This is a genomic window from Achromobacter sp. ISS7 (genome assembly GCF_056523125.1).
This window is the reverse complement of sequence record NZ_JAWRZD010000001.1, coordinates 6,468,411-6,493,216: the sequence shown is the minus strand read 5'-3', so window position 1 is coordinate 6,493,216 and position 24,806 is coordinate 6,468,411. Positions and strand designations below refer to the sequence as shown.

The following is a 24,806-nucleotide window of genomic DNA, read 5'->3' as shown; positions in this document are numbered from 1 at the left end:
GGCCGAGGGCCGCACGATCCCTTCCCCATTTTCACGGCCGATGGTCCCCGGGGTTCCAGACGTACCCCGGCGCAAGGCCGGTCACGACGACCCCGTCTTGCGTGGCAGGCCCGACCGAGACAGCGACCTGCCGCTCGGGGGAGCTCGCGGACTCACGAAACCGGACGAGCCGTTTATCCGCATCAGTCCGAATCGCAGGGGCCGGCACCACCAGGGCACCGTCATCATGAAATATCACGATGGCGGCACTTGCGCTCATTCCCAGCCGCACCACCCGCTGCTGCGCCGCCGTCAGCGGAGGCAAGGCGATCACGATCCGGTACATCGTGCCGGCCTGCGAATCGCCTTCGAGCCCCTGCACGCCAATCGATTCCAATTCGCCCGACAGCACCAGGTCCCTGAACCCATCGCCACGTATATCCACCCGCTGGCCCGGGCGCAGCTGATTCAGATCCGTCTCGTCGACCTTGGCCACGACGTTGACGCGCTCGACGCTGGCGACGGCCAACAGCCCCTGGCCCTGCGTCACCTTGGCGCCCGCCAGCAAGGGATCGCCCGTGGCGTCCTGCCTGGCGTTGGCGTTGCCCGGCACGCGGATCACCACCCCGGAGAACGGCGCCGTCACCGTCCCGGAGGCATCCGTGCCCAGCGCATCGACCGCGGCTGAGGCATTGGCCAATTCCATTTCCGCGAGTTGCCGCGCCTCCCCCTTGCCGCGTTGCCGGGTATTCGCCAGCTCTGCCTCGGCCGAAGTCACCGCCAGGGATTGCATCTTTTCCTGTTGGATCAATGCGTCCCGCTCCATGCGGGGCACGATTCCGCGTTCGTAGAGCCGCCGAGTCTCCAGCAGCTTCCCCCGCGTATCGTTCAAGCTGAGGCGCGCGCTCAGCACAGCTTGCCGCGCACGGGCGACATCCGGCCCCGACTCCCAATGATCGATATCGCTCAGGGCCTTGCGCGCCTTGATCTGTTCACTCAGCGCCTGGCGCCGTTGCATGTCGAGCTGGGTCATGTCCATCTCGAACAGGCGCTGGCCCGCGGCCACCCGTTGTCCCTCCGCCACCTCAAGGAACTTGATATTGCCGTCGAAGGGCGCCGTGATCGTGACGATTTCCGCGGCGGCGATCTTCCCTACCACGCCAAGACGAACATCGACGGGACGAGGCGCAATCCGTATCCAGGACGATGAGGCGTCCTGTGACTCGCCGCGAGGCGGTTGAGGCCACGCAAAGACGATCGCCAAGACGGCAAGCAGCGCCAAGCCCGCCGCCAGCAGGCCACGTCTATGAGCACGGAACTCAGTCATTCAGCGAAATACCCCAGCTTTGCAGCGTCATGCCGAGCTCCAGGTCCAACCGCGCCTGGGCGTCCAGGTAGCTGATCAAGGCATTGAGCCGCGCGTTCTCCGCCCCGCGAAGATCGGTTTCAAAGGCAAGGACCTGGAAGTTGCTCGACCGCCCGGCCTGCAACTTTTGATGTTCGATCTCGAGCTTCTTGCGCGAAAGATCCCGCACGCGCCCCGCGATTTCGTACTGGCGCCATCGCGAGGCCAATTCCCGCACCGCGTTGCTCACGTCCAGCGCCAACTGCTGTTCGGCGTTTTCAAGCAGCAATGCCTGGTTGTCAGCATCGGCTTTCGCATGGACTTCGGCCTGTCGCGTGCTCAGGTCCCCGATCGGTATCTGGAGCTGGATCCCGACATACCCCTCCCAGCGGCGATCGGAGACCGCCTCCGAATGGCCCGCTCGCCGGGTTCGCCCTTGGCTGGCGCCGCCCATCAGGGCAACATCCCACAGGCGGTTGTCGCGTGCGACCACAAGATTGATATCGGCCTGTTCACGGGCGATCACCTGCCGCAGATACTGCGGTTGATGCGTCAGCGCGATGCGTTGGGCGTCTTGCAGGCTGAGTCTCGAAGGCCCTTTTTCCGGCGTGTCGCTGACCCGGATCCGACTGTGCAGGTCCAGGGCCAGCAGCTGCAGCAACGCCAATCGGCTGGCGTTGAGATCGTTGTCGGTATTCTCGACATTGAATTCCTGGGTCGCCACATCCGCCTCGGTCTGCACCACGTCGACCTGCGCCATGCGCCCGGCGTCGATCAACGCCTTGTTGATCGCCAAAAGCCCCCTGGAACGCTGCAAGGCCGCCTGGGCGATGGCGACTTGCTCTTGTGCCCGCAGCAATTGCCAGTAGGCCTGGACGATCTGCGTGACAGTCTGGGAAACCGACTCCTGCAAGGCCAGCCGATTGCTCTGCTCGATCAATCGCGCCATGCGAACAGGCGCTGTTGCGACCTCACGCCCCGCGCCGCGCAACAAGGGCTGAATGATCGCGAGCGTGACGCCATCGTCCCGAAATCCGCCCGCCCGGCTGGCGTTGCTCAGTTGACGGGTCCAGCCCAGGCTCAAACGCGTGCCGAATTCACCCACCATCGTCGCCTCGGGGGAAAACAATCCCTGTCGCGAACGATCATCCTGATTGCGGTTGCCGGTGACCTTCCCGGTCACCAGCAGCTTGGGGGAAAAGTAATCCTCGGCCACGCGCAGGTCGAACTTCTGCGCCAGGCGGGTCAGGTAGGCGCTGCGTATGCTGCGATTGCCCCGCAGGCCGAGAAAGACAGCATCGGTCACGGTCAGACTGACAACGCCCTCGCCCCGCGGGACCGGCGCCTGGTGCGACATGGTGGGGCGAGACCGTGGCGGGTGATCATCCGCGCGCGCCACGGGCAGCAGCGTCGCGACGCCGAGCGCCACAATCAGCATCCGCGTGCCATCATGCATCGCGCAAGGCCTGGACAGGCTCCAGCCGCGCCGCCGCGATGGCCGGGTACCAACCGAAGAACAACCCGGTCAGCAGCGAAGTCCCCATCCCCAAGGGCAGGGATGCGGGAGCCAGCACAAACTGCCAGTCAGAGAAGCGCGCAAAAGCGTAGGCCGCGCCAACACCGAAGACCGCGCCCAGCGCCGCGCCGGCCAGGGCCAACAGGCCGGCCTCGGCGAGGAACAACCAGCGGATGTCGCGCCGCGTCGCCCCTAGCGCCAGGCGAACGCCGATCTCGCGCCGCCTTTCGAAGACGCTCATCAGCATCACGTTCATCACGCCCACGCCGCCCACCAGCAGCGAGATCGCGCCCAGTCCGGCCAACATGTACGAAAAGGTTCGCGATTGGCGTTTGAGGCCGTCGATCAACTGCTGGGGAATATCCACCTGAACCTCCCTTCCGGGCACCTGCGTCCTGACGTACTCGCGCAACGCGCTGGCTGTCTCAGGCAGGTCGGCCAGAGGCTTCGCCTTGGCCAGGATGGCGCCGAGTTCAGGCCTGGGAAACAATCGATGCAGTCCCTCAATGGGAACGATCACCGATCGGTCGGCATCGACCGGAATCAGCGGGTTCCCTTTCATGCCGCGCGTGATGCCGATGACCTGATACAGGTAGCCGCCGATTTGCAGCGAGTCCCCCGGAACGAGCGGTTGCCCCGGGGTGCCCAGCGCCAGCGCGGCTTCCGCACCCACGACGGCAAAGGTGGCATCGCGATCAAAGGGCGACAAGAAGCGGCCATGCGCCATGCGCAGATTCATCGCGTCGGCAAGATCCGGCGTCGTGCCCACGATCCTGAGCGCGGTCGTGCGTCCCATGAAACGCAACGGCACGTTGTAGACCGACAGCGGCGCCGCATGGCGGATGCCGGGCACGGCCCGCTCCAACGCACCGGCATCCAGCGTGCGGGGCAGCGCGCGCGGCCTGGCGCCCGTCACCGGGAAAGTCACCACCAGGACATCCGTGCCCATGTCCTTGAACAGGCGCATCACCTGTTCGGCGGCGCTATGCCCGATATTCAGGAGCGCAATGATGGCAGTGCTGCCAACCATGATGCCAAGCAGAGCCAATAAGGCCCGGCGACCCAATTGGCGCAGGCTGTCGACGGCCTGCAGCAGGGTCTGTGCCAGCGATGGGCCGCGCATGCGCTGGATCACCGGGAATCAACGCCCGCCACCGCGGCGGGCAGGCTCATGCAATGCACCATCCCTCACGTGAATCTGGCGCGAGAAGCAAGCCGCCAGGCTGGCATCATGCGTCACCATCACGATCGTGACCGCGCGTTCGCGATTCAATCCCATGAGCAAGGCCATGATGCTGTCGGCTGAAGCCTGATCCAGATTACCGGTCGGTTCGTCCGCAAGAATGACGGAGGGATTGCCAACCAAGGCACGGGCAATGGCGACCCGCTGGCGCTGCCCGCCGGAGAGATCGGCAGGGAGATGCCCGCCGCGATCGGCCAATCCAACTTGACGAAGTCGATCCATGGCCGTGGCCCGCGCCTGCGCTCGCGGGATACCACGATAGAACAGTGGCAAGGCAACGTTATCAAGGGCGTTCATACGGGGCAACAGGTTGAAGGACTGAAAAACGAACCCGATCTCTCGATTGCGCACCCAGGCGCGGGCCTTCTCATCGATACCCAGCATGTCTCGTCCGCGAAACAGGAACTGGCCGGCCGACGGCCGGTCGAGTAAGCCCAGGATATTGAGCAAGGTGCTCTTGCCGGAACCGGACGCCCCAAGCAGCGCGCAGGTTTCGCCGGGATGGATCTCGAGCGTCACGTCGCGCAGCACAAGTACGGATTGGCTGCCCAGGCGATAGGAGTGGTTGATACGCGTGATTTGGATGAGCGAATGGTGCGATATTTTTCGATCTGAATCAGTCAAAAAATCCAAATCCATTAAGACCACGTCGATATCACAAAAATCAGCGGGCAGATGACAATTTCGACTTATGCCCCATGTTTCCGTAAAGAATATCCATCAGAAGGTATTGCCTATCCCGCTCCATATCATGGGATTTCTGCATTATGGATTTTTGTGAAATCCCACCCTTTATTTGTCCCAACGCATCGACGTCCGATTCATCAGGAGGGGTATACCTGAGCGAAAAGTAATCATCACGCCCTTCGAACGGATTACCACGAGGCCCCCATTGGGACATGGACTCCACCGTCTCCCGAAACTTGACACTGAACCCGAACCTGTAGGCAAAATCATCGGGTTGAGACAGGATCAATTTGCCAATCTTCTTGTAGATATCCATCGCCGAACTACCCTTCTCTACTTCCGCCCGATACATGAATTCCAGCTGGGCGACGAACGCATCCGACTGCCGCTTATCGATCACCTCGCTTTCAGGAGTTACCAGAATTCGCGTGGTCGTATAATAGGTCGGTCCTCCATAGATGGCCTCGGTGCAATCATGTGCCGTAGAGTACCCGCTATTAAAAACCATGGTATTGAGGCGCTGAAACCGTTCTTCCTCAGTATAGTTTCTATCAAATCGAGCCAGCTCAGCCGGTGTCCAGCACGCTAACAAACTGAGATCAGCGTCCTCGTCTGCTTCTTTATTTGCCAATACCAACGCTTTATCGGACAGAATTACGGCTTTCGATTCCGACGGGCTTTCAAGGTGATTCTCCTTCACCGAACCCATGACCTCGGTGAAAGTAGATTCACCAGTCACATCTGTAGTGAGCCGCGCCGACGGACCTTTTACTCCGAACGGAACGCGAGGGCCTAATAGCGTTGAAGTAGATATCTGCATTGGAAACTCCTGCGGGAAATTGATCTTCCAATTTAAAATAGCAAACAGTCCTCGCGTTGCTTTATGAGAAGGGCGTGATACCAAAAAGGCAACACACGAGTACTGAGCGCATTACACGTGCGATTTGCATCAGCTCACAACACCCATAGTGCACCCCAATATGCCCGACAGCGATTTATCGCCAGATCCGCGATAAGTCGCTATCGTTTAGGCTAACTTAATCGTTGTAATAAACCACCATCGTGGCGAGGATGTAACGGGGATATGGACCAAGGCCAGTACCGGTATATTTCACAGTAAACGGCTTATCGGCCAGCTTGCCATTAAACATTGTAAAAACTCTCCCATCATAGGTTATCGGATAGCACTCGAACGATCCGTTATAGCAAAGGCTCATCGATACATTTGCCTGAGAGCTATCTTGAAGTTGGACTTGCACGCCAGTGATAGTTTTTCCCACTGGCGAAACCATGAAATTGCTGGGCTGATACACCACAGCGGTGGTTTCGCCCCTTCTGGACACATAGTCGCCACTCTTATAGGTAGACCACACGTAATCACCGGCAAACGCGCTGCCGGAGAACAAAATCGAGGTAATAACCAATGCACGCAGCAATGGGGTTTTCATGGTATCTCTCCAGGGCTAGGTATGAAACTACGCATCAATCACCGATTGATGCCCCCCCTTAGATGACTTGCTTTCAGCTTGACAACATACGGGGTGGACAGGTTGGCAACCTGCACATCAATTTGAACGCAGCAACGGCGTCGTTTATTGCTATTTTGGGAACACGCGTTACCGTATCGGTCAGAAAAATATGGTTTTTACCCTAGCCATAAAAAGCTATGGCCAGCCGAATCCCCACGAAGCGCTACGCCAAGCGGGGTTCGGGCTGACCATCTCATTAGGCCCGGCAAATCCCTCTGCCGACGCCTTTCCGAAAAATGCGATATGCGCATTTTTCGGAAGAACCTGATCTACACCCGGCGACCTGCGTGTTTCGACTTATGGTTCACTTTCCCATACAACAGGTCCATCAGCTGATGCTGCCTGTCTCGCTCCATATCATGTGTTCTCTGTTGCAGCTTGTTGTGCGAAAACCCATCCTTCATTTTTGTCAACATCGCGACATCCGATTCGTCTGAAGCAGCGTGACTACGGGTAAACAACTCACCGCGCTGCCGTTCGACCGGGTTAGCACGCCCCCCCCATTGCATGGACTCCACCCTCTCGCGAAACGTGACACTGAATCCGAACTTATAAGCAAAATCATCCGGCTGGGACAGAATCAATTTTCCGATCTTCTTATAGATATCCAGCGCTGAGCTGCCCTTGTTCCTTTCGGCCTTATACATGGATTTCAACTGCGAAACGAACGTATCCGATTGCCGCCTATCGACAATTTCACTTTCTGGGGTAACCGGAATCCTCGTAGTCGCATAGTAAATCTGACCACCATCCGCAGTAAGCTCACTGCAATCGCATCCTGGCGAATATTGACTGTTAAAAACCATAATATCCAGTTCCTCGAGCCGCTCGCTTTCCGTATAGTTCCTGGTGAAGCGCGCCAGCTCGGCCGGTGTCCAGCACGCCAGCAAGCTAAGATCCGCATCCTCATCTTCGGTCTCCTGGCTTGACAGCGCCACCGCCTTATCAGACAGGGTCACGGCCTTCGATGTGGGGGGGCTTTCAATATATTTTTGCTTCGCAGAACCCATGACTTCGGTGAAGCGGGCTTCCCCATTCGCGTCGGTGGTGAACCGCGTCGACGAATAGTTAAAACCGAGCGGGCCGCTCGGACCAGACAACGTTGAATTGGATACTTGCACAAGCAGCTCCTGATTGATTCAAGCAATTGACACCCCTGGCTTCTTTTCCAAAAGCACTACAAAGGCAGGGAATTGGATCTTTCAATCTAGAACGGCGAGTGGCCCATCACGTTGCCTTTTGGGAAACATGATGGGCCGAAAAGGTAACGTATTGATGGGTCCGAGCCGCGCTCAGGCGCCGATAATTGCCGTCTACCGCGCACGGGGAGGCGGGGCGGGATTGTCTTCGCGCATGGCAATTACCCGCTCGATGAAACGCGCCACGCTCTGGCGCGAGACGCGGGTTGAGCGCAGAAGCCAGGTCGTCAACGCCGCCGGCTCGGCCAGCGGGCGGCTGGCGATGCCGAGTTCCCAGTTTGAAAGGACCTGGGAAGCGCCCATGAGCGCGAGGCCGACGCCGGCGGTCACCATCGAAAGCATGAGATAAACCGATCGCACCTGTGCCGCCACCTGAGGTTGGGCTGAACCCTTGCCGATCAAGCGGTCGATTTGCTGGCGGCATCCCTCGCAATACTTGGGATCGCCAAGCACCAGGGGGTGCCGGAGGACCTCGCTCAATGGGACCGTTTCCAGCGCCAGCAGCGGGTGACGGGTCGGCAGGATCACATGGATCGGATCTTGCCAGGCGCGTTCCGCCACGATGCCGCGGCCCACGTTGTCGGATGCCGCGAAACCCAGGTCGTACAGGCCTTGGCCCAGGCCTGCGAGCTGCTGGGCAAATGGCACCTCCGAGAAATGGATGGCCACGCGCGGCTCGTCCGCGCGACAACCGGCCATCAACGCGGCCAGTCGCGCCGGGTTCATTCCTTCTGACAGGGCAATATGTAGCGCGCCATGATCGCCGACGGCCACGCCTAGGACGCTGTCGCGCGCATGGCCGACTGCGCCAAAGATAGCAGGGATATGATCGCGCAGCGCCTCACCCTCCGGCGTCAGCAAGGTGCCACGGTTGGATCGCACAAAAAGTGATACCCCCAGGCTCGATTCCAGCGATTGAATCGCGCGAGACAGCGGTGAGATTTCGATATTCAGCCGTTCGGCGGCCCGCCGATAGTTCAACTCGTCGGCCAACACAGCGAAGTACTTCAGCAGTCGCAAGTTCATTCTGAGCATTCGGTGATGGTGATCAGCGCTTTCGGTGAACGTGATCAATCTGGAGGGGGGTCTTGCGCGGTCAATAGATTGTAGCGACGGCCTTCATGATTCAGCGTCGGCTGACGCTGCTTTCCGTCTTCTATTGCATCGGGTGAAACCGTCCGAATCTGACGGCGTAGGCGACGATTCGAGAACAGGCCGAAGTGCGGCGGGTCAGCTTGCGAACTGCCCGTGCCGATATCGAAGTTAATGCTTCTGGGAGGATCGAAGGCGATCCGGATTCAACGCTGGCGCCGGCAATATCGCGCGCCGACGCCAGGGTATTTTTTCAGGGCGCTATCGGCGCGATCCGCTCATCGACCGCGCCAGAACCGGCCACGACGGCAGCATCATCGCCACCAAGCGCCTGATAGACCTTCACCTGATTGACCAGGCGATTCAGGCCATTCTCATCCCGCGCGATTTCCGCCGCCCGCCGCTTTTCCTGCGCATCCAGCCAGGATCGCAACGACACCGAACCGGCGCGGTAGCGCACTTCGTAAAGGCGCTCGGCCTCGCGCGCCGCCTTCAACGACGCCTCCAGCTGCTCCGCCTGCAGGCGCAACTGGGTGCGGTTCGAGAGTGCGTTTTCGACGTCCGCCATCGCCTGGTACAGAGCCTGCCGGAACGACACCACCCGCTCATCGAAATCGGTGCGCGACACCTTCAGGTTCAGGTTCAGGCTGTTGAATTGCAGGAACGGCAGTGTCAGCGCCCCCGTCAGCGTGCCGACGGGATTCTGCAAGACGTTCGACAACGTCGGGCTGGTGCTGCCCAGCGCGCCGGTCAGGTTCAGCGTCGGATAGAAGCTGGCGCGCGCCGCGTCGATGTTGGACAGCGACTCGCGCAGCCGCAGCTCGGCCGCGCGCAGATCCGGGCGGCGGCCCAGCAGTTCGGCCGGTACGCCTTCGCGCGCCTGCGGCAGCGGATATTGCGGCAGGCGTTGCGGGTCGGCCATGGTGCGGTCGGGCGGGCCGTCGAACAGGATCGCCAGGGCGTTCACGTATTCCACCCGCTGCTGCACCAGCAGCGCGTGCGCCGCCTGCTGGCTCGCCACGGTCTGCTCGGCCTCGGCCATTTCCAGCGCGGAGGCGCCGCCGGCGGCGTACTGCGCGCGCACCAGGTCCTGCGTCTTGCGGGCGTAGGCGATGCTCTCCAGGCTGCTGGCGATGCGCTGGTTGATGAAGGCCGTCTGCCAGTACAGCGTGGCCGTGGTGCCCACCAGCGACAGCGCCGAACTCTGGCGGTCCTGCTCGCTGGCCAATGCCTCCCATTCGGCGGCGTCGAGCTGGCGCGACAGCTTGCCCCACAGGTCGACCTCGTAGCCGATCGACAGCTCGGCGCTGTTGGTGCGCGTGATCTCGCGCTCGCCACGCAGGTTGCGCGTGCGCGTCACGTTGCCGGTACCGGACAGCTGCGGGATCAACTGGTCCTGCGCCAGGCCGGCCTGCAGCTGTGCGCGGCGCACGCGGATGGCGGCGGCGGCCAGGTCGTTGTTGCGCGCCAGCGCGCCATCGACCAGGCCGTCCAGCACCGGGTCGTTGAAATTGCGCCACCAGGCGCCGCCGGCGGCCAGCGCGCTGGCGGGCGCCTGCGCGGCGTCGGCGCCGTGGCTCCAGGCGGCCGGGGCCTGCGTCGCGGGCGTCTGGTAATCGCTCTTGAGCAGGCCGCCGCAGCCGGCCAGGGCCAGCACCAGGGCCAGGGCGGCGGGTTTGTAGATCAGGGAAACAGCTTTCATCGTCCTCATTCCCGGGCCAGCGCCTCGACGGGATCCAGGCGCGCCGCGTTGCGCGCCGGTAAGTAGCCGAACAACACGCCGATCAGCGTCGAGCAGGTGAACGCCGCCACCATCGACGTGGTCGAATAGATCATGCGGAACGAGCCGCCGGTGGCCTTCGACACCAGCACGCCCAGGCCCAGCGACAACGCGATGCCCACGGCGCCGCCGATCAGGCAGACCAGCACCGCCTCGATCAGGAACTGCTGCATGATGTCGCTGCGCCGCGCGCCCACCGCCATGCGCACGCCGATCTCGCGGGTGCGCTCGGTGACCGACACCAGCATGATGTTCATGACGCCGATGCCGCCCACCATCAGCGAGATCAGCGCGATCAACGACACCAGCAGCGTCATGGTCGCGGTGGTGCGCTCGATGGTCTTGCGGATCGCGTCGGTGTTGAAGACGAAGAAGTCCTTCACCACGTGGCGGCGCAGCAGCACCTTGGTGATGGCCTGCTCGGCCGCGGCCGGCGGCGCGGCGTCATTGACGCGCACCGTGATGCTCTTGAGATGCTGCTGCCCCAGCACGCGCGACAGCGCCGTGGTGTAGGGAATCCACACGTTCAGCGTTTCGTTGTTGCCGAACACGGTGTCGTTCTTCTTGGTGACGCCGATCACCCGCGCCGGCATCGCCCCCAGGAACACGATCTGGCCGATGGGGTCGGTGTGCGAGCCGAACAGGGCCTTGCGGGTGCTTTCGTCGATCACCACTTCCTGGGCGCGCCGCGCCACGCTGGTGGTGTCGAAGAATTTGCCCTGCGCCAGCTTGACCGCGCGCACCCGGAAGTACTGCTCGCCCACGCCCTGGATCGAGCCGTTCACCGCCACGTTGCGGTAGCGCAGCGTGCTGCTGGTGGAGACCTCGGGCGTGACGCTGTCCACATAGGATTCGCGCGACAGCGCCTCGGCGTCGGCCGGCACCAGGGTGCGGATGTTGACGGCCTTCTCGTCGCCGAAGTCCTTGCCCGGGAACACCTCGACGGTGTTGGTGCCGATCTCGCTGATGTCTTCCAGGATCTTCTGGCGCGAGCCCTCGCCCAGCGCCACCACCGACACCACCGCGGCGATGCCGATGATGATGCCCAGCATGGTCAGCGAGGTGCGCAGGCGGTGCGCGTTCATGGCCAGCAGCGCCATGCGCAGCGCTTCGCCGCAGCGGTCCAGGTAGGCCTGCCAGGCCGGCCGCGGCGGCAGCGGCGCGGCTTCTTCGCGCGCCACCTCGATGCGGGGCGCGTCGGGATTGCGCTGGTCCGAGACGATCTCGCCGTCGCTGATCTCGATGATGCGCTGCGCGTGCCGCGCCACGTTCATGTCGTGCGTGACCAGGATGATGGTGTGGCCGGCGGCGTTCAGTTCTTCCAGGATGCGCAGCACTTCCTGGCCGGTGTGCGTGTCCAGCGCGCCGGTCGGCTCGTCGGCCAGGATGATGTCGCCGCCGTTCATCAGCGCGCGGGCGATACTCACGCGCTGCTGCTGGCCGCCGGACAGCTGGCCGGGACGGTGGCCGGTGCGTTCGCCCAGCCCCAGGCGCTCGAGCAGTTCGGCGGCGCGCGCCAGCCGCGCCTCGCGGCGCTTGCCGGCGTAGACGGCCGGCACTTCGACGTTGCCCTGCGCCGTCAGGTCGGACAGCAGGTGGTAGCGCTGGAAGATGAAACCGAAATGCTCGCGGCGCAGTTCGGCCAGCTCGTCCGGGTCCAGTTCGCCGGTGCTGCGGCCGCTGACGCGGTAGTCGCCGCTGGTGGCGCGGTCCAGGCAGCCCAGGATGTTCATCAGGGTCGACTTGCCCGACCCGGACGCGCCGACGATGGCCACCATCTCCCCGGCCTCGATGGTCAGGTTGATGTCCTTGAGGACGGCGATGGTCTGCTCGCCCGCGGGAAACTCGCGCCGGACCCCGGACAGCGAAATCAACGGTTCGGCCATGTCAGCGTCCCGCTGCGGCGGCCACCGGCGCGGCATCGGCCGACACCACGCGCTCGCCCACCTCCAGGCCTTCCAGCACCTGCGCCTGCACGTTGTTGTTCATGCCGATCTTGACCTGGCGGGTCTCGGTCTGGTTGTTCTTGCCGACCACCCGGACCTCGTAGCGGCCGTCCTTGCCGCGCCTGCCCAGCGCCGAGGCCGGCACCACCACGGCGTCGCGCGCCTCGCCCAGCACGATCGAGACCTGCGCCGTCATGGAGATGCGCAGCTTCTCGTCCGGGTTGGGCACGTCGAACAGGCCGTTGTAATAGACCGCCGCGCTGGTCGAGCTGGAGCTGGAGGAGGTCAGCGACGCGGTGGCGTCGTCCTTCTGGATCGAGTCCGGCGCCGGCTCCACCGCGCGCAGTTCGGCGTGGTAGCGCTGGTCGGGTTCGCCCAGGATGGTGAAGTACACCGGCAGGCCCGGCTTGACCCGGGTGACGTCGGCCTCGGATATCTGCGCCTTGATCGTCATGGTGGCCACCTGGGCCACCTTGATGATGGTGGGCGCGCTCTGGAACGAGTTGACGGTCTGGCCTTCCTTGGTCACCACCGCCACCACCACGCCGTCGATGGGCGAGACGATGCGGGTGTAGCCCAGGTTGACCTTGGCCTTGTCCACCTCGATCTCGGCCTGGGCGATCTGGGCGTCCAGCGCGACGATCTCGGCGCGCGTCACGCCCAGGGTGGCCTCGGCGTTTTCATAGGCCTCGCGCGAACTGGCGTCGGCCGCCAGCATCTGGCGCTGGCGGCGGAAGGCCAGTTCGGCTTGTTTCAGGGTGGCGACCTTGGCGGCGCGCTCGGCGCGGCGGGTCTGCAGGGCGGCCTGGGCGTTGCGCAGGTCGTTCTGCTGGGTCATGTCGTCGATTTCGGCGACCAATTGCCCGCGGCTGACGCGGTCGCCCAGCGCCACTTTCAGCGATTTCAACTGGCCGGTGGCCTGCGCGCCGACGCTGACGCGCTGGATGGCGTCCATCGTGCCGCTGGCCAGCACGCTGTCTTCGAGGTTGCCGCGCACGACGTCGGCCACGGCGAAAGTGGGCGGCGGCGGCGCAGAGAAAAAGGCGGCGCGGACGCCAAAGGCGAGGATCAGGAGAACGACGGCGATCAGGACGTAGCGTTTGACTTTGCTGCGAGGCTTTTTCATTGAACCTGGTTCGGATGAGGCGACGGAGACATGGTCCGCCGCTCGGAATAACTGAATACGGATCGGGCCGGCCGGGCTTGCCCATACTGCACGCCCATCCTAAACGCCGATGCGCGCCAAAGCATGGCCAATCTGTGGCGAAAGGGTGAAAAACGGTAAAGCGGGCCGGGTTGGGCCGGACAATGGAACAATTGTTCCGTTGCATCGACGATACATCTGCTGCGCCGCAAGAAGATATGCCCCGTGCCGCGAACGTGATGGCATCTTGCCCCATCCACATCCCAGTTGGTCCATAGATGGCGCCTATCTTGTCGCCACTCGTCAAACCCTATTGCGGCGGTGCAAAAAAACGATGCCTCGACATAGCGCGACGATAGGGACAGAATGAATGCAGTTAAGCCGTATCCGTGTCCAATTCGCCCCCCTCCCCCTCTTCAAACAGCGCCGCCCCGGAGTTTTCCGGGGCGGCGCTGTTGTGCGTGCTGGCCATGCTGAACCACGTGGCGCTGACCGGGGGACGGATCACCGTGTCCCTGACGGCGCTGCAGATGGGCCTGTCGACCTTCAAGGTCGGCACGCTGGTGGCCGTGTTCGCGGTGCTGCCGATGCTGTTCTCGGTGCGCGCCGGCCGCTGGGTCGACCGGGTCGGCATCGTCCGCCCGCTGGTCACCGGCACCACGCTGGTCGCGGTCGGCACCGCGCTGCCGTTCCTGTCGCAGACCCAGTTCGCCCTGTTGGTTGCATCCTGTTGCATCGGCATCGGCTTCATGCTGCACCAGGTCGCCACCCAGGATCTGCTGGGCCACGCCGAACCGACCCAGCGCCTGCGCAATTTCTCGCTGATGTCGCTGGCATTGGCCGGCTCCGGGTTCTCGGGACCGCTGATCGCCGGGCTGGCGATCGACAACCTGGGCACCCGCCTGGCCTTCGGCCTGCTAACCCTGGGGCCGCTGCTGTCGGCCTGCGGTCTGTACTTGCTACGTCACCAATTGCGCGCGGTGGATTCGCAACTGGCCGGCGCCAAGGAAGCGCAACGGCGCCGCGTCACCGAATTGCTGGCCGTGCCCGCGCTGCGCCGCATCCTGATGGTCAACACCATCCTGTCGGGCGCCTGGGACACGCACCTGTTCGTGGTGCCGATCTTCGGCGTCGCCATCGGCCTGTCCGCCACCACCATCGGCATCATTCTTGCCTCGTTCGCAGCGGCAACGTTCATCATCCGCCTGGTATTGCCCTTCATCCAGCGCCGCGTGCGGTCCTGGACACTGGTGCGGGTGGCCATGGCCACGGCCGCCATCGACTTCATGCTTTACCCGCTGTTCACCGACGTTAGCATCCTGATCGTGCTGTCGTTCATCCTGGGGCTTGCGCTGGGATGCTGCCAACCGAGTATGCTGTCGTTGCTGCACCAGCATTCGCCGCCGGGCCGCGCCGCCGAAGCGGTGGGCCTGCGGATGGCGCTGATCAACGGCTCGCAGGTCTCCCTGCCGCTGACATTCGGCGCGCTGGGCGCGGTTATCGGCGTCGCCCCGCTGTTCTGGGCCTATTCCGTGGCCCTGATGGCCGGAGGCTGGGCCAATCGCAACCCCCCGCTCGAATCTGACCGGAAACCGTAGTCGTGAACATGCAGTCCCCCCCTCCCGTGGCCGGCGCCAGCCTGCCATTCCGCCTGTGGACGCCCGAAGAGCGGCAAGCCTCGCTGCGGACCGCCCTGGAACACTGGCGCGACGGCGAGGATGTCTGGGTCTACGGGTACGGATCGCTGATCTGGCGCCCCGATTTCGATTTCGAGGAACGCCGCCTGGCCACCCTGCGCGGCCACCACCGCGCGCTGTGCCTGTGGTCGCGGGTCAACCGCGGCACCCCGGAATGCCCCGGCCTGGTGTTCGGCCTGGATCGCGGCGGCTCCTGCCGCGGCGTGGTCTACCGCCTGTCGGGCAGCCAGGTGCCGACCTACTTCCCCGCCCTGTGGGACCGCGAGATGTCCACCGGCGCCTATCTGCCGCGCTGGATCAACTGCAGCACCGAGGACGGCCCGGTCCGCGCCCTGGTGTTCATCATGAACCGGGACAACCCGGCCTACATCCGCGCCCTGCCCGACGCCGAGCTGCTCGCCATCGTGCGGCGGGCCGCCGGCCGCTACGGCCCCTGCACCGAATACGTGGTGCAGACCGCCCAGGCGCTGCGCGCCGCGGGCATCCACGACGCCCGCCTGGACGCCATCGCCCGGCGCCTGGAACAGGACAGCCACACCCTGCCCGAGGGCGCCTGACGCCAGCCCGGCGCAAGAGCGCCCGGCCCTGCCGGAAGGCGCCTGGGGCATCGCGGGGCAAAAACTTGCCCGGGCCCTGCGCGGGGTCAATGAGGGGTGGGGTTCTTCGGCGGTATAAACTGCTTGTTATCAACGCTGAATCACTCGCCCCATGTCTGTCTCCGATCTGCGTCAAAGCTACGAAAAGAACGTGCTGCTGGAAAGCGAGGCCGCCGCCTCCCCGTTCGAGCAGTTCACCCGCTGGTTCGACGAGGCCCTGGCCGCCAAGGTGCCCGAGCCCAATGCCATGACCCTGGCCACCGTCGACGCCGACGGCCAGCCCAGCGCCCGCATCGTCCTGATCAAGGGGTTCGACGAGCACGGCTTCACGTTCTTCACCAATTACGAATCGCGCAAGGGCACCGACCTGCTGGCCGAGCCGCGCGCCTGCCTGCTGTTCTTCTGGCAACCGCTCGAGCGCCTGGTGCGCATCGAGGGCGTGGTGGAAAAAGTGCCTGCCGAGGAATCGGACGCCTACTATCACAGCCGCCCGGCCGGTTCGCGCATCGGCGCCTGGGCCTCGCGCCAGAGCCAGCCCATCACCCGCGCCGAACTCGAAGCCCGCGAGCAGGAATTCCGCGCCCGCTACGGCGACCAGCCGCCGCGCCCGCCGCACTGGGGCGGCTACCGCCTCAAGCCCACCGCGATGGAGTTCTGGCAAGGCCGGCCCTCGCGCCTGCACGACCGCCTGCGCTACGTCGCCGACGGCCAGGGCTGGAAGATCGAACGCCTGTCGCCTTGACGCCGCCGGGCGCCGTGCGCGGCGCCCGCCCCATCTATCACTTGCATGCCAGCCTCCTCCCCTGATTTCGACGCTGCCTTCTTCCGCACCGCGCTGGGCCGTTACGCCACCGGCGTCACGGTCGTGACCACCGCCGACCTCGATGGCGCACCCATCGGGCTCACGGTCAGTTCGTTCAACTCGGTGTCCCTGAATCCGCCGCTGGTGCTGTGGAGCCTGTCGCGCAATTCCTCGTCGCTGGCCGCCTTCGAGCAGTGCCAACGCTACGTGGTCAACGTGCTGAGCGCCGAGCAGATCGCGCTGGCGCGGCGTTTCGCCACCGGCAAGACGCCCGACCGCTACGCCGGCCTGACCGTGCACCACGCGCCGGGCGGCACGCCGATGCTGGACGGCCATTGCGCCGCCTGGTTCGAATGCCACAACCGCAGCCGCTATGTCGAGGGAGATCACGTCATCATGGTCGGAGAAGTCGAACGTTGCGGCCATAGCGGCGAACCGCCGCTGGTGTTCCACGCGGGCGGTTTCGATCTGACGCCCGCCGGCGCCCGCGCCGACAGGAAGACGACGTGAGCGCCGTCGACATCGATTGCGTCGTCATCGGCGCCGGCGTGGTCGGCCTGGCCATCGCCCGCGCCCTGGCCCAGTCCGGCCGCGAAGTGCTGGTGGCCGAGGCCACCGAGACCATCGGCACCGGTACCAGCTCGCGCAATTCCGAAGTCATCCACGCCGGCATCTATTACCCGGCGGGCAGCCTCAAGGCCCGCCTGTGCGTGCGCGGCAAGCACCTGCTGTACGCCTATTGCGCCGAGCGCGGCATTCCGCACAAGCGGCTGGGCAAGCTGATCGTGGCCACCAGCGCGGAGCAGGCCGCCCAGCTCGAAGGCATCGCGCAGCGCGCCCGCGCCAACGGCGTGGACGACCTGCAGTTCATTTCCGGCGAGGACGCCATGCGGCTGGAACCGGCGCTGCAATGCACCGCCGCGCTGGTGTCGCCCTCCACCGGCATCGTCGACAGCCACGCGCTGATGCTGGCCTACCAGGGCGACGCCGAGAATGCCGGCGCGCAGTGCGTGTTCCACACCCCGCTGGTGTCCGGCCGGGTGCGCCCCGAAGGCGGCTTCGACCTGCAGTTCGGCGGCGATGACGCCATGAGCCTGAGCTGCAACGTGCTGATCAATTCGGCCGGCCTGCAGGCGCCGGCCCTGGCGCGCCGCATCGACGGCGTGCCCGCCGCCAGCATCCCCACCGATTACCTGTGCAAGGGCAGCTATTTCACGCTGTCCGGGCGCGCACCGTTCTCGCGCCTGATCTATCCGGTGCCGCAACACGCCGGCCTGGGCGTGCACCTGACGCTCGACATGGGCGGCCAGGCCAAGTTCGGCCCCGACACCGAATGGGTCGGCACCGAGGACTACACCCTCGACCCGGCCCGCGCCGAGGTCTTCTACGCCGCCGTGCGCAGCTACTGGCCGGCCCTGCCGGACGACGCGCTGGCGCCCGGCTACACCGGCATCCGCCCCAAGATCTCCGGGCCGCACGAACCGGCCGCCGACTTCGTCATCGCCGGCCCCGCCGTCCATGGCGTGCGCGGCCTGGTGAACCTGTTTGGCATAGAATCGCCCGGCCTGACCTCCAGCCTGGCGCTGGCCGAGGAAACCCTGGCGCGGCTGGCCGACGACGCTTCTTCCCATCCTTCCCACTGAATCATGCAGCACAACGACTACATCCTGACCCTGTCCTGCCCCGACCGCACCGGCATCGTCTTCCGCGTCAGCGGCCTGTTGTTCGAATCGGGCTGCAACATCCTGGATTCGCAGCAGTTCGGCGACGAAGAGACCGGCCGCTTCTTCCTGCGGGTGCACTTCGACCTGCCGGCCGACACGGCCCCGGACGCGCTGCGCGCCCGCCTGGACGAAATGGCGGCCGAGTACGGCATGGAGCTGCAGCTGCACGACGCGCGCCGCAAGGAACGCCTGCTGATCATGGTCAGCAAGCAGGGCCACTGCCTGAACGACCTGCTGTTCCGCGTGCACAGCGGCCAGCTGCATGCCGAAGTGGCGGCCATCGTCTCGAACCACAACGACTACGCCAGCCTGGCCGCGTCCTACGGCATCCCGTTCCATCACCTGCCCGTCACGGCCGACACCAAGGCCGAACAGGAACAGCAGGTGCTGGCGCTGGTGGACCGCTACGAGATCGACCTGGTGGTGCTGGCGCGCTACATGCAGATCCTGTCGGCCGACATGTGCCGCGCGCTGAACGGCCGCGCCATCAACATCCACCACAGCTTCCTGCCCAGCTTCAAGGGCGCCCGTCCGTACCACCAGGCGCATGCGCGCGGCGTCAAGATCATCGGCGCCACCGCCCACTTCGTCACCTCGGACCTGGACGAAGGCCCGATCATCGACCAGGACATCGAGCGCGTCGACCACACCATGACGGCGCAGGACCTGACCCAGGTCGGCAGCGACATCGAATCGCTGGTGCTGTCGCGCGCCGTGCGCAGCCATGTCGAGCACCGCATCCTGCTCAACCGCAACAAGACCGTGGTGTTCCGCTAGGACGCCGCCAATGCCGGCGGGCTGCGTTCAGCGCGTCCAGTCGGCGTCCTTGAACCAGTTGCGCAGGTGTTCCACGATCAGCCTGACCTTGTCGGGCTGGTTGCGGCGGGTCTGCACGACGGCGTGGATGTCCAGCCCCTGCGGCTCATAGCCCGGCAGCAGCACTTCCAGCACCCCGTCGGCGATGTCCTGTTCGACCATGTAGCGCGGGTGCATCGACACCCCGCCGCCGCGCTTGGTCATGTTCATCAGCGCTTCGCCCAGGTTTGAATTGAACGAGCCCGCCACCCGCACCACGTGGGTGTTCGACTGGGCGTCGGTGAAGCTCCACTGCCCGGTGGGCGCCTTCAGGTTGTGCACCAGGCAGTTGTGCCGCTCCAGGTCCTGCGGCTTCTCCGGCCGGCCATGGCGCGCGAGATAGTCCCGCGTCGCCACCACCACCTGCGGCACCAGCGTGATCTTGTAGGCGATCTGGTTGGAATCCTTCAGCCGCGGCGCGATGCGCACGGACAGGTCGAGGTTCTCGGCGATCAGGTCGCCGCGGCCGTCGTCGATCAGCAGCGACACCTTGATGGCCGGATAGCGCGCCAGGAAATCCTGGATCGCCGGCACCATGTGCACGGTGCCGAACGACGGCGGCGTGCCGATGCGGATGCGGCCGCTGGCGGTCAGCACCGGCCCCTGCACCAGTTCCTTCAGGTTCATCAGGCTCAGCGCCAGCGTATCGGCGTTTTCCAGCAGCAGCCGGCCGCTTTCGGTCAGGCTGACGTGCTTGGTATTGCGGTTGAGCAGCTGCACTTCGAAGTGCGCTTCGAGCCAGGCGATCTTCTTGGTGACCGCCGAACGGCTCGACGCCAGGCTTTCCGCCGCCTTGGAAAAACTCAGGCTCTTGCCGACTTCGGCGAAGACTTCAAGGCAATCGATAACGTTCATTCCCGATCCGTGTGTTTCCAAAAAGGAAAAAACGATTTCCTTGTTTGGTGATTTTTCAGGGCAACCGGCGTCTCTATACTGGCCGCATGAGCCAAGACCGTCCTCCCGCTGCCGCCGCCAGCGCCGCCGCTTTCGACTATCACCTGTTCGGTACCCATGTCTGTTTCGGCGATGGCGTGTCGGCCTTGATATTAAAAGAACTCGACGCGCTTGGCTGTTTCCGGCCGGCGATCCTGGCGCAGGACGCGATGGCGCGATCCGCCGCCTTCGAAGCGCTGTCCGCCTGTTGGAACGGGCTCGATCACCTGCGGCTCCCGGCGGTTCCGCGGCACTCCAGTGTCGACGTTGTGGAAACAATGGCCGAAAAAGTGCGGGCATTCGGCGCGGACAGCCTGATCGCCATTGGCGGCGGCAGCGTGGCCGATACCGCCAAGGCCCTGGCCCTGCTGCTGGCCGAAGGCGGCCGCCTGGCCGATCACGTCACCACCTTCGAGCCGCCGTCCACGGTGCGCATCCCGCGACGCGTCCGCCTGCAGCTGCCCATCATCGGCATCCCCACCACCGCCTCGGGCGCGGAAGCCACGTCGTCGTTCGGCGTGCGCCGTGAAGACGGCCACAAGCTGATGTTCTGGAACCGCCGGGTGGCGGCGGCGACCCTGCTGATCGATCCGCGCCTGAGCGAGGACCAGCCCGTCGCGCTGCTGCGCGACAGCGCCATGAACGGCATCGCCCATGCGCTGGAGGCCCTGTATTCGCGCGGCCGTTCGCCCGTGTCCGATTGCATCGCCGTGCAGGCGATCCGGCTGTTCGACGCCGCCCTCGACGGCGACAGCCTCGCCGGCCACGACGCGCGCGCCGCGATCCTGCAGGCGGCGCACCTGGCCGGGCTGGCCCTGTCGATGGCGCGCAGCTGCCTGCATCACGCCATCTGCCACGTCGTGGCATCGCGCCAGCGGCTGTCGCACGGCGCGGTCAACAGCGCGATCCTGCCGCATGCGCTGGCCTTCAACGAAGCGGTGGCGGCCGACGCATTGCGGCCCGCGCTCGACGCGGTCAACCAGCGGGCGCGACGGCCCCACGCCACGCTGTCGGCCTGGGTGCGCGACATCCAGCGGCGCCACGCCATGCCGGCGCGGTTGTCGGAACTGGGCGTGGCAGCCGACGCGTTGGCGCCCCTGGCCCGCGATGTGATGACGGAACGCGGGCTGGCGCTCAATCCCCGCCCGGTCGTTGACGCGACCGAGGTCCTGGCAATTCTGCGGGCCGCGTTCTAGCGCGCCGGCATCCCAGGAAGGCCGTCCGTGCCTTCCCCATCCCGAGAACGGAGACATCATGAAGATCGTTGCTGGCGGGGGCTCGTTGGGCGCCCGCATCCTGGATATCGACCTGGCCCTCCCTTTGACCGAGGCCGACTACCGCGCCATCGAGGCCGCGCTGGGCCGGCATGGCGTGGTCAGCTTCCCGCGACAGGCCCTGGAGGCGCCGCACCTGAAGGCGTTCGCCGAGCGCTTCGGCACGCTGGAAGTGAACGTCGCCAACATGTACTTCGAGCCCGGCCTGCCGGAAGTGATGATCCTGTCGAACATGGTGGAAAACGGCAAGCCCGTGGGCCTGAGCGACGCCGGCCAGGACTGGCACACCGACATGTCCTACAGCCGCACCATCGCCTTCAGCAACGTGCTGTACGGCATCCGCATCCCGGTGCGCGACGGCAAGTCGCTGGGCAACACCGAGTTCTCGAACATGCACGCCGCCTATGACGACCTGCCGCAAGCCTTGAAGGACGAATTGGATGGCATGACCATCACCCACGACTTCAACAAGTTCTGGGAGATGATGCGGCGCGAAAAAGGCAGTACCCGCCCGCCGCTGACGGAAGAACAGAAGCGCCGCAAGCCGCCGGTGTCGCACCCGGTGTTCCTGACGCACCCGATCACGGGCCGCAAGGTGCTGTACGCCAACCCCGGATATTCCGTGCGGATCAACGAATTGCCCGAGGCGCGCAGCGCCGAGGTGCTGGACTTTTTGTTCCAGCACCAGTTGCAGGAGAAGTACCGCTATCGCCACCAGTGGCAGGAAGGCGATGTGCTGATGTGGGACAACATGGGGACCATCCATAACGCGGTGGCCGACTACCGCCCCGACGAGCCGCGCCTGATCAAGCGCTGCCAGGTCATGGCGGACCGGTACTTCCCCGACCAATACTGATACCAACACAAGGAGGAGACATCATGAACACAAGAAAATGGACCAACCTGCTCTGCGCCGCGCTGATCGGCGCGGGCGCCGCCGCGCCCGCCCTGGCCGACGACTATCCGTCGCGGCCGATCCGCATGGAGGTCGGCTACGCGGCCGGCGGACCGACCGACGTGATCGCCCGCATCCTGGCCAAGCGCATGTCCGAGAGCCTGAAGGCCTCGATCGTGGTGGAGAACAAGCCGGGCGCCAGCGCATCCATCGCCGCCAACGACGTGATGCGGTCGGAACCGGACGGCTACAAGGTGCTGGTGACCTCGCTCACCCTGAACGTGAATCCGCTGCTGTACCCCGAGCGCTACAACTATGACGCCGTCAAGGACTTCACCCCCGTCGGCAATTTCGCCAAGCTGCCGATGGTGGTGGTGACGAGCTACGGCTCGCCCTACAAGACCATGCAGGAGCTGGTGGCCGCGGCCAAGGCCAGCCCGGACAAACTCACCTTCGGCTCGTCGGGCATCGGCGGGTCGGCCCACCTGACGGCCGAGATGCTGTCGAACATGACCGGCGCGCGCATGATGCACGTGCCCTTCAAGGGTAACGGGCCGGCCCTGCAGGAAATGCTGGCGGGGCGCATTTCGTTCATGTTCTATCCCAGCGTCGGCATCGCCAACTACGTGGCGCAGAAGCAGTTGCGCGTGCTGGCCATCGGCACGCGCGAACCGCAGCCCGACTTTCCCGGCGTGCCGACGCTCGAAAGCCTGGGCTATCCCGGCTTCGACGAGGCCGCCACCTGGGTCGGCATGCTGGCGCCGCCCGCCACGCCCAAGGCCATCGTCGACAAGCTGAACCAGGCCGCCAACGAGGCCCTGGCCGATCCGGCCGTGCGGCAGCAGCTCGCCTCGCTCGGCGCCCTGGCCGACGGCGGCACGTCGCAGCAGTTCAGCCAGTTCCTGGTGCAGGACCGCAAACGCTGGGCCGACGTGATCAAGAAAGGCAATGTCAAAGGCGAATGATGGCCCACCGGAGCAACATGCAATGAGCGCCCGGCTGGACGATTGCTATTCCATCGAGCGCCTGCGCGCCGCGGCCCGGGCGCGCCTGCCGCGGCCGGTGTTCGACTTTTTCGACGGCGGCGCCGAAGACGAGATCACGCTGCGCGAGAACGTCGGCGCGTTCCAGCGCCTGCGGCTGTCGCCGCGGGTGCTGCGGGATGTCTCGCGGGTCGACCCGGCCGGGCCGCTGCTCGGCGCGCCCGCCGCCCTGCCCTGCGCCATCGCCCCCACCGGCGCGGTCGGCTTCGGCTGGCGTGGCGGCGACGTGGCGCTGGCGCGCGCCGCGGCGCAGGCCGGCATTCCCTACGCCCTGTCCACGTCCGCCACCGCGTCTATCGAGGAGATCGCCGACCGCGCGCCCGGCCGGCTCTGGTTCCAGGCCTACATCCTGCAGAACAAGGCCCGGCTCGCGGACCTGATCCGGCGCGCCGCCGCCGCCGGCTATGAGGCGCTGATGATCACGGTGGACCTGCCGGTGGGCGGCAAGCGCGAACGCGACCTGGCGCACGGGCTGGCGTTCCCCATGAAGATCAATCCGCGCAACTTCTTCCAGTTCGCGCGCAAGCCCGCCTGGTCGCTGGACATGCTGCTGCGGCGTCCGCCGGCCATGCCCAGCCTGGCGGGCCTGGCGCCGGTCGCCGCGGACCGCAAGGCGATGAAGTCCGTCGCCGGCCGCAACTACGATCCGGCGTTCAGGCTCGACGACCTGGCGCGGCTGCGCGACGGCTGGCAAGGCAAGCTCATCGTCAAGGGCGTGGTCAATGCCCTCGACGTGGACGCCATCGTCGGCATCGGCGCCGACGCGCTGGTCGTCTCCAACCACGGCGGCCGGCAGCTCGACACCGGCATCGCAACGCTGGCCGCCTTGCCGGAAGTGATCGCCGCCGCGCGCGGCCGGGTGCCGGTGCTGCTGGACGGCGGCGTGCGGCGCGGCAGCGACATCTTCAAGGCGCTGGCGCTGGGCGCGGCGGGCGTGTTGACCGGCCGCGCCACGCTCTACGGCGTGCTGGCGGGAGGCCACCCCGGCGCCTGCAAGGCGCTGGAGATATTGCGCGACGAACTGGCGCGCACCATGCAACTGTGCGGCGCCGACACGCTGGCCGCCATCGATGAAACCATGCTGAGGACGATATCCCCATGAGCGATCCCCTGTCGCTGTGCCACAACCAGGTCATGGCGTTTTTCCGCGACCTGGACGAGAACCGCTACGACGACCTGGTGCGGCGCCTCGCCCCCGACGGCGTCTGGCTGCGCCAGGGCCAGACGCTGGCCGGCCGCGACGCCGTGCTGGCGGCGCTGGCGCGCCGCTCCCCGACCCAGCGCATCCACCACCTGATCTGCAACCTGGCGGCGCACGCCTGGAGCGCGGACCGCTGCGCGATGCGCGCCTACATGCTGGTGGTGCGGCACGACAGCGGCGCGGCGCTGTCCGGCCCCGCGCCGTTGACGGGCATCGATACCATCCGCACCACTCACATCGAACTGGCGCACCACGACGGCGCATGGCTCATCACCCGCATGGCCAACGACGATCCCGGTTTTTCCGCCCAGGCGGCCTGAAGGAAC

23 protein-coding genes are annotated in these 24,806 nt (G+C 65.2%); 11 read left to right on the top strand and 12 right to left on the bottom strand.

What is annotated here, in order from left to right:
- Positions 1–31: 31 nt before the first annotated feature.
- The 11 genes from AC1HFW_RS29480 to AC1HFW_RS29430 all read right to left on the bottom strand — a co-directional run bounded on the left by AC1HFW_RS29480 (position 32) and on the right by AC1HFW_RS29430 (position 13,442).
- Positions 32–1,306 carry an efflux RND transporter periplasmic adaptor subunit gene (locus AC1HFW_RS29480; RefSeq protein WP_479286201.1) on the bottom strand — a complete coding sequence of 425 codons (1,275 nt, stop codon included), beginning with the start codon at positions 1,304–1,306 and terminating at the stop codon, positions 32–34.
- On the bottom strand, positions 1,299–2,780 hold the full coding sequence (locus tag AC1HFW_RS29475) for a TolC family protein (RefSeq protein ID WP_479286200.1): 1,482 nt from the start codon (positions 2,778–2,780) through the stop codon (positions 1,299–1,301). Before AC1HFW_RS29475 ends, AC1HFW_RS29480 begins: the two co-directional genes overlap by 8 nt.
- Positions 2,773–3,975 (bottom strand): ABC transporter permease, encoded by a 1,203-nt coding sequence (locus AC1HFW_RS29470; RefSeq protein WP_479286199.1) that lies wholly within the window; start codon positions 3,973–3,975, stop codon positions 2,773–2,775. Before AC1HFW_RS29470 ends, AC1HFW_RS29475 begins: the two co-directional genes overlap by 8 nt.
- Before the next feature lie 6 nt (positions 3,976–3,981).
- Positions 3,982–4,722, bottom strand: coding sequence for an ABC transporter ATP-binding protein (locus tag AC1HFW_RS29465; RefSeq protein WP_479286198.1), 741 nt, complete (start codon positions 4,720–4,722; stop codon positions 3,982–3,984).
- 25 nt (positions 4,723–4,747) lie between these two features.
- Positions 4,748–5,590: a hypothetical protein gene (locus AC1HFW_RS29460; protein WP_479286197.1), complete on the bottom strand. Its 843-nt coding sequence runs from the start codon at positions 5,588–5,590 to the stop codon at positions 4,748–4,750.
- 217 nt (positions 5,591–5,807) lie between these two features.
- Positions 5,808–6,218 carry a hypothetical protein gene (locus tag AC1HFW_RS29455; RefSeq protein ID WP_479286196.1) on the bottom strand — a complete coding sequence of 137 codons (411 nt, stop codon included), beginning with the start codon at positions 6,216–6,218 and terminating at the stop codon, positions 5,808–5,810.
- A gap of 350 nt (positions 6,219–6,568) precedes the next feature.
- The gene (locus tag AC1HFW_RS29450) at positions 6,569–7,420 is read right to left on the bottom strand and encodes a hypothetical protein (protein WP_479286195.1); all 852 of its coding nucleotides are present in this window, start codon (positions 7,418–7,420) and stop codon (positions 6,569–6,571) included.
- 192 nt (positions 7,421–7,612) lie between these two features.
- A complete protein-coding gene (locus tag AC1HFW_RS29445) occupies positions 7,613–8,524 on the bottom strand; it encodes a LysR family transcriptional regulator (protein WP_479286194.1) in 912 nt (303 codons plus the stop codon).
- 319 nt (positions 8,525–8,843) lie between these two features.
- Positions 8,844–10,292: an efflux transporter outer membrane subunit gene (locus AC1HFW_RS29440; RefSeq protein ID WP_479286192.1), complete on the bottom strand. Its 1,449-nt coding sequence runs from the start codon at positions 10,290–10,292 to the stop codon at positions 8,844–8,846.
- 5 nt (positions 10,293–10,297) lie between these two features.
- The gene (locus tag AC1HFW_RS29435; RefSeq protein ID WP_035361257.1) at positions 10,298–12,256 is read right to left on the bottom strand and encodes a MacB family efflux pump subunit; all 1,959 of its coding nucleotides are present in this window, start codon (positions 12,254–12,256) and stop codon (positions 10,298–10,300) included.
- A gap of 1 nt (position 12,257) precedes the next feature.
- Positions 12,258–13,442, bottom strand: a complete 1,185-nt coding sequence (locus AC1HFW_RS29430) for an efflux RND transporter periplasmic adaptor subunit (protein ID WP_061072351.1) — start codon at positions 13,440–13,442, stop codon at positions 12,258–12,260.
- Positions 13,443–13,849: 407 nt separating this feature from the next.
- On the opposite strand from AC1HFW_RS29430, the gene AC1HFW_RS29425 reads away from it, so the two are divergent.
- The 6 genes from AC1HFW_RS29425 to purU all read left to right on the top strand — a co-directional run bounded on the left by AC1HFW_RS29425 (position 13,850) and on the right by purU (position 19,056).
- The gene (locus tag AC1HFW_RS29425) at positions 13,850–15,058 is read left to right on the top strand and encodes an MFS transporter (protein WP_479286191.1); all 1,209 of its coding nucleotides are present in this window, start codon (positions 13,850–13,852) and stop codon (positions 15,056–15,058) included.
- 2 nt (positions 15,059–15,060) lie between these two features.
- Positions 15,061–15,714 carry a gamma-glutamylcyclotransferase gene (locus tag AC1HFW_RS29420; protein ID WP_061072352.1) on the top strand — a complete coding sequence of 218 codons (654 nt, stop codon included), beginning with the start codon at positions 15,061–15,063 and terminating at the stop codon, positions 15,712–15,714.
- Between the two features lie 151 nt (positions 15,715–15,865).
- Positions 15,866–16,495: a pyridoxamine 5'-phosphate oxidase gene (pdxH, locus tag AC1HFW_RS29415; RefSeq protein ID WP_479286188.1), complete on the top strand. Its 630-nt coding sequence runs from the start codon at positions 15,866–15,868 to the stop codon at positions 16,493–16,495.
- 45 nt (positions 16,496–16,540) lie between these two features.
- Positions 16,541–17,065: a flavin reductase family protein gene (locus AC1HFW_RS29410; protein WP_479286186.1), complete on the top strand. Its 525-nt coding sequence runs from the start codon at positions 16,541–16,543 to the stop codon at positions 17,063–17,065.
- Positions 17,062–18,198 (top strand): NAD(P)/FAD-dependent oxidoreductase, encoded by a 1,137-nt coding sequence (locus tag AC1HFW_RS29405; protein WP_479286185.1) that lies wholly within the window; start codon positions 17,062–17,064, stop codon positions 18,196–18,198. The genes AC1HFW_RS29410 and AC1HFW_RS29405 overlap by 4 nt, the downstream gene beginning before the upstream one ends.
- A 3-nt stretch (positions 18,199–18,201) precedes the next feature.
- Entirely contained in the window at positions 18,202–19,056 is an 855-nt protein-coding gene (gene purU, locus AC1HFW_RS29400; protein ID WP_006393083.1) for a formyltetrahydrofolate deformylase, read from the top strand.
- A gap of 27 nt (positions 19,057–19,083) precedes the next feature.
- Here purU and AC1HFW_RS29395 read toward each other — a convergent pair whose 3' ends face one another.
- The gene (locus tag AC1HFW_RS29395) at positions 19,084–19,989 is read right to left on the bottom strand and encodes a LysR family transcriptional regulator (protein ID WP_006393082.1); all 906 of its coding nucleotides are present in this window, start codon (positions 19,987–19,989) and stop codon (positions 19,084–19,086) included.
- An 86-nt stretch (positions 19,990–20,075) separates the two neighbouring features.
- Here AC1HFW_RS29395 and AC1HFW_RS29390 point away from each other — a divergent pair, with 86 nt between their 5' ends.
- The 5 genes from AC1HFW_RS29390 to AC1HFW_RS29370 are packed head-to-tail and all read left to right on the top strand — an operon-like array spanning position 20,076 to position 24,800.
- Complete coding sequence (locus AC1HFW_RS29390) at positions 20,076–21,263, top strand: iron-containing alcohol dehydrogenase family protein (protein ID WP_479286182.1); 1,188 nt, start codon at positions 20,076–20,078, stop codon at positions 21,261–21,263.
- 58 nt (positions 21,264–21,321) lie between these two features.
- Positions 21,322–22,197: a TauD/TfdA dioxygenase family protein gene (locus AC1HFW_RS29385; RefSeq protein ID WP_479286181.1), complete on the top strand. Its 876-nt coding sequence runs from the start codon at positions 21,322–21,324 to the stop codon at positions 22,195–22,197.
- 23 nt (positions 22,198–22,220) lie between these two features.
- Positions 22,221–23,201, top strand: a complete 981-nt coding sequence (locus AC1HFW_RS29380; protein WP_479286179.1) for a Bug family tripartite tricarboxylate transporter substrate binding protein — start codon at positions 22,221–22,223, stop codon at positions 23,199–23,201.
- Positions 23,202–23,223: 22 nt separating this feature from the next.
- Positions 23,224–24,381 carry an alpha-hydroxy acid oxidase gene (locus AC1HFW_RS29375; RefSeq protein WP_479286177.1) on the top strand — a complete coding sequence of 386 codons (1,158 nt, stop codon included), beginning with the start codon at positions 23,224–23,226 and terminating at the stop codon, positions 24,379–24,381.
- Positions 24,378–24,800, top strand: coding sequence for a nuclear transport factor 2 family protein (locus AC1HFW_RS29370; protein ID WP_479286176.1), 423 nt, complete (start codon positions 24,378–24,380; stop codon positions 24,798–24,800). The genes AC1HFW_RS29375 and AC1HFW_RS29370 overlap by 4 nt, the downstream gene beginning before the upstream one ends.
- Positions 24,801–24,806 lie beyond the last annotated feature (6 nt).

Coding starts and splice junctions, on each gene's coding strand:
- AC1HFW_RS29480 (WP_479286201.1), bottom strand. CDS start 1,306: ATGACTGAGTTCCGTGCTCATAGACGTGGCCTGCTGGCGGCGGGCTTG.
- AC1HFW_RS29475 (WP_479286200.1), bottom strand. CDS start 2,780: ATGCATGATGGCACGCGGATGCTGATTGTGGCGCTCGGCGTCGCGACG.
- AC1HFW_RS29465 (WP_479286198.1), bottom strand. CDS start 4,722: ATGGATTTGGATTTTTTGACTGATTCAGATCGAAAAATATCGCACCAT.
- AC1HFW_RS29460 (WP_479286197.1), bottom strand. CDS start 5,590: ATGCAGATATCTACTTCAACGCTATTAGGCCCTCGCGTTCCGTTCGGA.
- AC1HFW_RS29455 (WP_479286196.1), bottom strand. CDS start 6,218: ATGAAAACCCCATTGCTGCGTGCATTGGTTATTACCTCGATTTTGTTC.
- AC1HFW_RS29445 (WP_479286194.1), bottom strand. CDS start 8,524: ATGAACTTGCGACTGCTGAAGTACTTCGCTGTGTTGGCCGACGAGTTG.
- AC1HFW_RS29440 (WP_479286192.1), bottom strand. CDS start 10,292: ATGAAAGCTGTTTCCCTGATCTACAAACCCGCCGCCCTGGCCCTGGTG.
- AC1HFW_RS29435 (WP_035361257.1), bottom strand. CDS start 12,256: ATGGCCGAACCGTTGATTTCGCTGTCCGGGGTCCGGCGCGAGTTTCCC.
- AC1HFW_RS29430 (WP_061072351.1), bottom strand. CDS start 13,442: ATGAAAAAGCCTCGCAGCAAAGTCAAACGCTACGTCCTGATCGCCGTC.
- pdxH (WP_479286188.1), top strand. CDS start 15,866: ATGTCTGTCTCCGATCTGCGTCAAAGCTACGAAAAGAACGTGCTGCTG.
- AC1HFW_RS29410 (WP_479286186.1), top strand. CDS start 16,541: ATGCCAGCCTCCTCCCCTGATTTCGACGCTGCCTTCTTCCGCACCGCG.
- purU (WP_006393083.1), top strand. CDS start 18,202: ATGCAGCACAACGACTACATCCTGACCCTGTCCTGCCCCGACCGCACC.
- AC1HFW_RS29395 (WP_006393082.1), bottom strand. CDS start 19,989: ATGAACGTTATCGATTGCCTTGAAGTCTTCGCCGAAGTCGGCAAGAGC.
- AC1HFW_RS29390 (WP_479286182.1), top strand. CDS start 20,076: ATGAGCCAAGACCGTCCTCCCGCTGCCGCCGCCAGCGCCGCCGCTTTC.
- AC1HFW_RS29385 (WP_479286181.1), top strand. CDS start 21,322: ATGAAGATCGTTGCTGGCGGGGGCTCGTTGGGCGCCCGCATCCTGGAT.
- AC1HFW_RS29380 (WP_479286179.1), top strand. CDS start 22,221: ATGAACACAAGAAAATGGACCAACCTGCTCTGCGCCGCGCTGATCGGC.
- AC1HFW_RS29375 (WP_479286177.1), top strand. CDS start 23,224: ATGAGCGCCCGGCTGGACGATTGCTATTCCATCGAGCGCCTGCGCGCC.
- AC1HFW_RS29370 (WP_479286176.1), top strand. CDS start 24,378: ATGAGCGATCCCCTGTCGCTGTGCCACAACCAGGTCATGGCGTTTTTC.